At 70.4% G+C, this 1,954-nt stretch carries 2 protein-coding genes; both read left to right on the top strand.

What is annotated here, in order from left to right; all coding sequences use genetic code 11:
- Positions 1-703, top strand: a 703-nt coding sequence (locus AC1DSO_RS24705) for an HRDC domain-containing protein (RefSeq protein WP_477071322.1), incomplete at its 5' end; no start/stop codon positions are given.
- A gap of 220 nt (positions 704-923) precedes the next feature.
- On the top strand, positions 924-1,954 hold a 1,031-nt coding region (locus AC1DSO_RS24700), incomplete at its 3' end, for a sensor histidine kinase (RefSeq protein ID WP_477071321.1).

Raw genomic sequence — 1,954 nt, 5'->3', positions numbered from 1 at the left:
CCTGGCCGCCCTGTTCCCGATCCTGCGCGAGCGCCTCGAGACCAGCGGCCGCCTGGCCTGGGTCGAGGAGGAGATGACCGCCATCTCCGACCCGGCCGCCTACGACGTCGATCCGGAAAAGGCCTGGCGCCGCCTGCGTCCGCGCAAGACCGCGCCGAAATACCTGGCCGTGTTCAAGGCCGTCGCCGCCTGGCGCGAGCGCACTGCCCAGAGCCGCGACCAGCCGCGCGGCCGCATCCTCAAGGACGAGGCCATCGACGAGCTGGCCACCCAGGCGCCGACCAGCCTGGACGCCCTGAACAACCTGCGCGGCGTGCCCAAGGGCTTCGGCGGCAGCAAGTTCGGCCCCGACCTGCTGGCCGCGATCAAGGCCGCCCTGGCCGATCCGGAAGGCTACGCTCCGATCGTCGACAAGCCCGGCCCGCCACCGCCCCAGAACGCCGGCGCGGTGGTCGAGCTGCTCAAGGTGCTGCTGAAGGCGCGGGCCGAAGAGGCGGGCGTGGCCTCCAAGCTGATCGCCACGGTCTCGGACCTGGAGAAGATCGCCGCCGACGACAACGCCACCACCCCGGCCCTCACGGGTTGGCGCCGCGACGCCTTCGGGGCCGACGCCCTGAAGATCAAGCGCGGCGAGCTGGCCCTGGTGCTGGACGGCGCCAAGGTCCGCGTCGTCGAGGTCCGCCGGGCGCCCAAGGCCGAATAGGCGGCTTAGTTACCCGAACAGGGCAACCCTTCGGGCTATCGCGCTTTCGATACCCGAATCGGGTCCGGTCGCGCGCTGTGGTAAAGCTTGCTAACGTACAACGATGCGGCGCGCTCACGCCCATAGGTGGAGCGCGTCGAGTACGGGGGTCGCTTTGGGTGCTTTCTGGGAAAAACTGGCGGTCGCCTATCGACCGGCCGCGGTGTCCCGTCGGCAGCAGGTGCCTCTGAGGCTCTTCGTCATCCTGGTGCTATGCGGCCTGGCGTTCCTGTACGCCGATCTGAAGTTCCTGTTCGCCTGGTCCGCCGCCTATTTGGTCGTGCAGGTCGCCGAGCTGCTGGCCCTGAAGCGGTTCCTGGGTCACGCCCGGCCGGGGCGCGCCGTGGCGCTGAACCTCGTCACCGACCTGGTCATGGCCACCACCTTCGGCTGGCTGGCCATTCCGCTGTGGTCGATCGGCACGCCGCTGGGCGCCGCCGCCGCGGTGCTGCTGCTGTCCGGATCGATCTTCACGGCCCTGATGGGCGCGGAGGGCTGTCTGGCCGCCTTCGGCTCGGCGGTGGCGCCGCACCTGGTCTATCTGTTCGTGACGCCGCTGGTGGCCGGAGACCTGAGCGATCCGGTCATGCCGTTCTTCCTGGCCGGCGTCGGCCTGTTCTGCCTGACCCTGGCCATGGTGTTCCTGTGGTCGCGGCGAGCCATGGAGGCCGAGCGCGCCGCGCGGCGGGCGGCCGAGGCCCAGACGGCGGCCAAGTCGGCCTTCATCGCCATGGTCAGCCACGAGCTGCGCACCCCGATCAACGCCATCCTGAACGGCGCCGAGGCCCTGGAGCGAGACAAGTCCGACGCCTCGCTGATCGCCGACGCCGGCCTGATGATGCGAAGCCTGCTGAACGACCTGCTGGACCTCTCCAAGATCGAGGCCGGCCGCATGGGCGTGGAAGTGGTCGACTACGATCTGCGCGCCCTGGTCGCCGACGCGGTCGGCTTCTGGCGGGGCGCGGCCGACGTCAAGGGCGTGGGCCTGTCCCTGCTGGGCGCCGAGGCCTTGCCGCGCTGGGTGCGCGGCGATCCCATGCGCGTGCGCCAGGTCCTGAACAACCTGCTCAGCAACGCCATCAAGTTCACGGCCGAGGGCGCCGTGCGGGTCAAGGTTCGCGTTGAACCCGGCAGGGCGCGCACGGTCACGATCGTGGTGCGCGACACGGGCCCCGGCCTCGCCGACGATCAGATCGAGCGCCTCTTCACCCC

This window comes from Caulobacter sp. P4_E5 (assembly GCF_056401555.1).
This window is presented reverse-complemented; position numbering and strand designations above follow the sequence as displayed.